Genomic DNA, 6,720 nt, shown 5'->3' on the forward strand with positions numbered 1-6,720 from the left:
TTCGGATGCATGGCGAACCCGTGGACGACGACCCGTTCGAGGCGGCCGAGGCCGCGATCTGGGCGGCGCACCCGCACGAGCTGGTCGCCGTCGCGGCCGACCTGCTCAGGCGGTATGCGGACGCCGCCGGCGCCGAGGTCCTGCTCGTCGACTACCGGCAGGCGTTCCTCGTCCGGACGCTCCCGGACGGCGACGGCGACGGCGACGCGGATGGCGGCGACGATGGCGACGGCGACGGCGACGTGCCGGTGGACAACACCGCGCCCGGCCGGGCGTTCGCGTCGCAGCGGACCGTCCTGGAAGAGGACGGCCGGGTCGTCCACCTGCCGCTGACCGTCAAGGGGGAGCGGCTCGGCGTCCTGTCCGTGCGGTTCGCGGGCGAAGGCGGCCCGCCCTGGCTGGACGGCTTCGCCGGCGCCCTCGCCCGCGCCTTGAAGATCGCCGACCAGGCCACCGACCTGTACCGGCGGGTCCGGCGCCGGACGCGGCTGACGCTGGCCGCCGAGATGCAGTGGGAGCTGCTGCCCGCCCTGGCCTACGACGCGGCCGAGTTCCGGTTCGCGGGCCAGCTGGAGCCCGCGTACGCGGTGTGGGGCGACGCGTTCGACTGGGCCGCGTCCCGGGACCGGCTCACGCTGACCGTCAGCAACGGGATGGGGACGGGGACGGAGGCGGCCGCGCTCACCCACCTCGCGATCAGCGCGCTGCGCAACGCCCGCCGGTCCGGCGCCGACATCACCGAGCAGGCCGCGCTCGCCGACGAGACGCTGTTCGCCCGGTACCGGGGCGAGCGGCACGTGGCCACGCTGCTGATGGACTTCGGGCCGGCCACCGGGCGGGTCCGGGTGGTCGACGCGGGCTCGCCGAAGATCTACCGGATGCGGGGCGGCGCGATGGACGGCATCGCCTTCGACGCGCAGATGCCGCTCGGGATGTTCGGCGACACCCGGTACGCGATCGAGGAGTTCACCGTCGACCCGGGCGACCGGCTGGTCATCGTCAGCGACGGGGTGCACGCCGCCCGCTCCCCGGCCGGGATCCCGTACGGGGACGCCGCGCTGTTCCAGGCCCTGCGCGCGACCCGGTTGCAGGATCCGCCGGAGGCCGTCCGCACCATGGTCCGGCATTTCGTCGCCTACCACGAGGAGACCGAACCGGTCGACGACGCGGTGATCGTGTGCGTCGACTGGCTGGGGCGCCCGCCGGACTCCGGCGTCAGCGGGGAAGCTTGACCACCGTCACGAAGAACTCGTCGATCTTCCGGACGACGGAGATGAACTGGTCGAAGTCGACGGGCTTGGTGACGTAGGCGTTGGCGTGCAGGTTGTAGCTGCGCAGGATGTCCTCGTCCGCCTCGGACGTGGTGAGCACGACGACGGGGATGCGGCGCAGGTCGTCGTCGTCCTTGATCTCCTCCAGCACCTCGCGGCCGTCCTTGCGCGGCAGGTTCAGGTCGAGCAGCACCAGGTCGGGCCGCGGGACCTCGGCGTACTCGCCCTCCTGGCGCAGGAACGCCATCGCCTGCTCGCCGTCGTTGACGACGTGCAGCGTGTTGTTGACCTTGTTGTGCTCGAACGCCTCGACGGTCAGCAGCACGTCCCCGGGGTCGTCCTCGACGAGCAGGACCTCGATGGGATGGGGGCTCTCAATCATCTGTGCCTCCGCTGTCGGTGGTGGACGGCCGGGCCGGCAGCGTCCAGTGAAAGGTCGTGCCGGCGCCGTCCGCGACGTCGCCGTCCAGCCAGATCCGGCCGCCGTGGAACTCGACGATCTTCTTGCAGAGCGCCAGGCCGATGCCCGTCCCGGTGTACTCGTCGCGCGGGTGCAGCCGCTGGAAGATGAGGAAGATGCGGTCGGCGTAGCGGGGCTCGATCCCGATGCCGTTGTCGGCGCAGCGGAACTCCCACTCGTCGCCGGCGCGGCGCGCGCCGATGGTGACGCGGGGCGGCTCGTCCGGGCGGCGGAACTTGATCGCGTTGCCGATGAGGTTCTGGAAGAGCTGGACGAGCTGGGTGCGGTCGCCGGGCACGGCCGGCAGGTCCGGGACGCCGACCTCGGCGCCGGTCTCCTCCCGCAGCGCCGCCAGGTTGTCGAGCGCCTGCCGGACGGCGTCGCCGAGGTCGACGGCCTCCTCGGGACGCGACAGCCGCCCGACCCTGGAGAAGCTCAGCAGGTCGTTGATCAGCGCCTGCATGCGCTTGGCGCCGTCCACGGCGAACGCGATGTACTGCTGCCCCCGGTCGTCCAGCTGGTCGCCGTACCGGCGCTCGATCATCTGGCAGAAGCTCGCGACCTTGCGCAGCGGCTCCTGCAGGTCGTGGCTGGCGACGTAGGCGAACTGCTCCAGCTCGGCGTTGGAGCGGCGCAGCTCCTCGGTCTGCTCGTTCAGCTCCGCCGTCTGCGCGTCCAGCCGCCGGGTCTTCTCCTCGCTGGCGCGCCACTCGTCGATGATCCGGCCGCGCATCGCGTCGATGATCGCCGCCAGCTCGTTGATCTCGGCCGGGCCGGGGACGTCGAGGCGGTGCCCGAAGTCGCCCTGGGACACGGCGCGGACGCGGCCGGTCAGCGCCGACATCGGCGTGAGGACCGTCCGGCGGAACAGCAGGACGAGCAGCAGCGCGGCGGCGACCACCACCACGAGCGCGGCGACCGCCGACCACAGCGCGATGTCGGCGCGGGACTCCAGTTTCGCGGCGGCCCGGTCGTGCAGCCTCGTGATGCCGGCCTGCAGCGGCGTCATGTCGCCGCGCGCCCGGTTGAGCAGCGTCCGCGCCTGCCTGCTCTCGTCGGGCTCGATGCCCTGCCCGCCGGGCCCGGCCGCGACCCGGTCGGCGAACTCGGCCCGCCAGGTGCGGGAGTCGGCGGTGGCCTTGGTGATGAGCCGGTCGACGTTCGCGTGGCCCGGCACGCCGGCGAGGAGCCGGCGCATCCGCGCCGCGGAGTCGGCCTCCTGCCGGACGGCGGCGCGGTACTCGGCGACGTTGCCGGACCCGCCGTCCTGCGCGTAGTCGCGGATCGCGGTGTCCTGGTTGGTGACGGCCGTGGACAGCCGGAACTGCTCCAGCGTCGCCGGGTCGACCTGATGGACGAGGACGTCCCGGGCCTGGTTGTTCCCGTACAGCGCGAGCCCCGCCTGGGTGAACGCGGCCAGCAGCAGCACACCGAGGACGAACGCGCCGATCCGGTAGATCTGGACGAGCCGGACCCGGCCCATCCCGTGGCCCGCGGGCATGCCCGCCTCGGGCAGCACGGCGCCCGGCCCGCGGATCCGCAGTTCCTGCCCGACCTTCACCGGCTCCGGTCGCGCGGGCATCAGCCGTCCCCCCGGCTCAGCAGCAGCACGGCCAGGTCGTCGGACAGGACGTCGCCGTTCAGCCGCTCCGCCTCCGCGATGAGCCCGTCGACGAGGACGTCCCCGCGCTGCCCGCCGCCGTGCGCGAGCGCCGCCAGCTCCACCAGGCCGGACAGGTCGAGGTACCCGTCGCCGTCATGGCCCTCGATCAGCCCGTCGGTGTAGAGCAGCAGGGTCCACGAGTCACCGAGTTCGAAGTCGAAGGCGGGCCACTCGACGCCGGGGATCAGCCCGAGCGCCGGGCCGCACGCGTCGTCCGGGACGGCCGCGACCCGGCCCGGCCCGAACAGCAGCGGGCGCGGATGCCCGGCCCGGTACATCCGGGCGCTGCGCCGGTCGGGCGCGATCGTCAGCGTGCAGACGGTCGTGAAGATCTCCTCGGCCCACCGCTCGTGCTCCAGGACGGCGTCGAGCGTGTCCAGCAGCCGCGGGCCGGCGTGCCCGGCGAGGACGAGCGTCCGCCACGCCATGCGCAGCCGGACCCCGAGGGACGCCTCGTCGGCGCCGTGCCCGCTGACGTCCCCGATCACCACGTGGACGGCGCCGTCGGCGGTCTGCACGGTGTCGTGGAAGTCGCCGCCGAGCAGGGCCCGGTCCCGTCCCGGGCGGTACCGGGTGTGGTGCCGCAGCGTCGCGTCGTGCAGGATCGGGACGGGCAGCAGGCCGCGCTCCAGCCGGGCGTTCTCCCGGCTCAGCGCCCGCGCCTCGACGAGCTGCCGCTCGGACTCGTCGGCGCGCTTGCGCTCGATCGCGTAGCTGATCGCCCGGGTGAGCAGGGCGCTGTCCATGTCCTGCTTGACGAGGTAGTCCTGCGCGCCGGCGGCGACGGCGGCCACCCCGACGTGCGCGTCGGCGAGGCCGGTCAGCACGAGGACGGCGGTGGCGGGCGCGTGCGCGCGCACCTGGTGGAGGGCGTCGAGGCCCTGCGCGTCCGGGAGGGAGAGGTCGACGATGACGCACTGGATGTCGCTGCGGAGCGCGGCGACGGCCTCGGCCAGCGTGGTCGCGACGGTGATCCGCACGCCCGGCTGCGCCTCGGCCAGCAGCTCCTCGAACAGGAACGCGTCGCCCGGGTCGTCCTCGACCAGGAGGAGGTGCGGGGAGCCGGCGACCCCGAGGAGCCGCTCCGCACCGCGACTGTTCATCGCGGCCATGTCTCAGCTCCTTCGGTCCGGCGCGCCCGGGAGGTCGGCGGGAAAACCCTTGCTGCCCAGCAAATGTTAAGGGCTCCGTGTCACTGAGATGCACAGCAAACACCCGAAAAGGAGGTGCGGCCACCCCGACCGCCCGTAGTGCGCGTAACGATGCCGCATCCCGGACCACTACCCGGTGACAGGAACACCTGGACGGACGGAGGAGCACGCGGTGGCAGACGAGGGCCCCGATGAACAGCGCTTCACCGCGATGTACGACGAGTGCCGCCAGCGGGTGTGGGCGTATGCCACCGCGCGGGCCGGCCGGCAGGTCGCGGACGAGGTGGTGAGCGAGACCTTCGCCGTGGCGTGGCGGCGGCTCGCCGACGTCCCCGACCCGCCGCTGCCGTGGCTGCTCGGCGTCGCGCGGAACGTCCTGCGCGACGGGCACCGCGCGCAGGTGCGGCGCGAGTCGTTCGCGGCCGAGCTCGGGCGGTGGGCGCCGCGTCCCGCCACCGACATCGCCGAGGACGTGGCGGAGCGGCTCGCGGTGCTGCGGGCGATGGCGGCCCTGCCCGAGGGGGACCGGGAGATCCTGATCCTCATCGCCTGGCAGGGCCTCACCCCGCGCGACGCGGCCAAGGTCGTCGGCTGCTCCCCGGCCGCCCTCCGCGTCCGGCTGCACCGGGCCCGCCGCCGCCTCCTCCGCGCGGCCGAGGCGGAAACGCCCGACGGCCAGGCGGAGGGCGCGCGCGGCACGCGTCCGCAGGTGGGGATCGTTAGCGAGGAGATGTCATGAAGGATGTGCTGCGGACGCTCCAGGAGGCCCGGCCCGCTGAGCTGGCCCCGGACGTTCCCGCCGACGAGGGCGTCCGGCGGGCGGAACTGACACGCGCCATGGCCGCGGAACACGGGCGGGCGGAAGACGGGCGGATCGGGCGCGGGCGGCGGGTGCGGCCGGTGTGGGGGCTCGGGCTCGCCGGGGCCGTCGCGGCGGGCGCGGTCGCCGCCGCCGCGGTGATCACCACCGGCGGGGACGGGACGGAGCCGCACCGGGGCGGCGCGCCTACGGTCGCGCTCGACGCGAGGACCGTCCTGCTCACGGCGGCGGACAGGGCCGACCGGCAGCCGGAGACGATGCGGGCCTACTGGCACCAGGTGACGGTCTCGTCCGACACCTACATGATGGGCTCGGACGGCGACCGGTACGCGATCGCGGTGCGGAGCCGGTCGGAGAGCTGGACGCCGAGCCGGCCCGGCGGTAAGGCGTGGGGAGCCCAGCAGGATCTCGGGGCGAGGCCCGCGACGAAGGCGGACGCGCAGGCGTGGCGGCGGGCCGGATCGCCGGCGGCGTTCAAGGTGGAGGTTCCGGTCGCGCCGGGCGCACCGGGCAGGCTCAAGGGGTTCACCGCGAAGACCGCCCCCGGGCCCCGTGAGCTGAGCGGATCGCCGCTGGTGGACGGGGACAAGGTGTTCTGGCTCGGCCGGAACGTGACCATGAAGGACCTGCGGTCGCTGCCGTCCGACCCGGCGCGGCTCAAGGCGGGGCTGCTGCGCTGGTACGAGGGCCACGGCACCGAGTCGGACGCGCCGATGGCGTCGGACGAGTGGCTCTACACGGTGGCGCGCGGGCTGGTGATGGACATGCCGGTGAAGCCGGAGGTGCGGGCGGCCGGGTTCCGGATGCTGGCCGGGCTGCCGGCGGTGAAGTCGCTCGGGAAGGCCACCGACCCGGAGGGGCGCACCGGGAACGCCATCGCGGTGGACGAGAAGACCCCGGTGGGGGTGATCAGGCACGAGATGATCATTGATCTGGCGTCCGGAACGGCGCTGGCCGGGCAGAACATTATGGTGGCGCCCGCCGCCGGCGCGCAGTTGCCCGCCGGGCGGACGATGAACTCCACCGTGACGCTCAGCACGGAATGGACGGACGCGAAGCCGCGCTGACCCATGGGCGGAAGGGACGGTGCCTCAGGGCGGTGCCGTCCCTTCTTGCGCCGGTTAGTGGCCGAGATGTGATCAGGCGCTTTTGGGGGTGCTGCGGGCGGTTTTCTGTGCGGCCCTGCGCTGCGCGGCGGCGGCCCTGGCGCGGTTCATGCTTTCCCGCACCTTGGCGGCGCCGCGGGTCGCGGTCACGGAGTCCTTCGCGCGCCCGGCGTAAACGGCGAGGACCTCGGCGACGGGCGGCGGCTGCCATTCCTCCTTCGCCGCGATCGGCAGGACGAGGGCGGGCGG

The 6,720-nt window shown here is 73.9% G+C and carries 7 protein-coding genes; 3 read left to right on the forward strand and 4 right to left on the reverse strand.

Annotated elements, in window-relative coordinates; all coding sequences use genetic code 11:
* The first annotated feature begins 5 nt into the window (after window positions 1–5).
* Window positions 6–1,232, forward strand: a complete 1,227-nt coding sequence (locus tag E1293_RS22165; protein ID WP_132199363.1) for a PP2C family protein-serine/threonine phosphatase — start codon at window positions 6–8, stop codon at window positions 1,230–1,232.
* Here the strand turns inward: E1293_RS22165 and E1293_RS22170 are convergent.
* The 3 genes from E1293_RS22170 to E1293_RS22180 are packed head-to-tail and all read right to left on the reverse strand — an operon-like array spanning window position 1,216 to window position 4,506.
* Window positions 1,216–1,653, reverse strand: a complete 438-nt coding sequence (locus E1293_RS22170) for a response regulator (RefSeq protein ID WP_132199364.1) — start codon at window positions 1,651–1,653, stop codon at window positions 1,216–1,218. The two genes, E1293_RS22165 and E1293_RS22170, sit on opposite strands and share 17 nt — an antisense overlap.
* A complete protein-coding gene (locus tag E1293_RS22175; RefSeq protein ID WP_243716391.1) occupies window positions 1,646–3,313 on the reverse strand; it encodes a sensor histidine kinase in 1,668 nt (555 codons plus the stop codon). Before E1293_RS22175 ends, E1293_RS22170 begins: the two co-directional genes overlap by 8 nt.
* Window positions 3,313–4,506 carry a PP2C family protein-serine/threonine phosphatase gene (locus E1293_RS22180; RefSeq protein WP_243716392.1) on the reverse strand — a complete coding sequence of 398 codons (1,194 nt, stop codon included), beginning with the start codon at window positions 4,504–4,506 and terminating at the stop codon, window positions 3,313–3,315. The genes E1293_RS22175 and E1293_RS22180 overlap by 1 nt, the downstream gene beginning before the upstream one ends.
* A 211-nt stretch (window positions 4,507–4,717) precedes the next feature.
* On the opposite strand from E1293_RS22180, the gene E1293_RS22185 reads away from it, so the two are divergent.
* Both E1293_RS22185 and E1293_RS22190 read left to right on the forward strand, forming a co-directional pair.
* Window positions 4,718–5,284: an RNA polymerase sigma factor gene (locus tag E1293_RS22185; protein WP_243716393.1), complete on the forward strand. Its 567-nt coding sequence runs from the start codon at window positions 4,718–4,720 to the stop codon at window positions 5,282–5,284.
* On the forward strand, window positions 5,281–6,432 hold the full coding sequence (locus E1293_RS22190; protein WP_132199365.1) for a CU044_5270 family protein: 1,152 nt from the start codon (window positions 5,281–5,283) through the stop codon (window positions 6,430–6,432). The genes E1293_RS22185 and E1293_RS22190 overlap by 4 nt, the downstream gene beginning before the upstream one ends.
* A gap of 72 nt (window positions 6,433–6,504) precedes the next feature.
* Here E1293_RS22190 and E1293_RS22195 read toward each other — a convergent pair.
* On the reverse strand, window positions 6,505–6,720 hold a 216-nt coding region (locus E1293_RS22195; RefSeq protein WP_243716394.1), incomplete at its 5' end, for a hypothetical protein.

The sequence above is a fragment of the Actinomadura darangshiensis genome (assembly GCF_004349235.1).
GTDB classification, from domain to species: Bacteria; Actinomycetota; Actinomycetes; order Streptosporangiales; family Streptosporangiaceae; genus Spirillospora; species Spirillospora darangshiensis.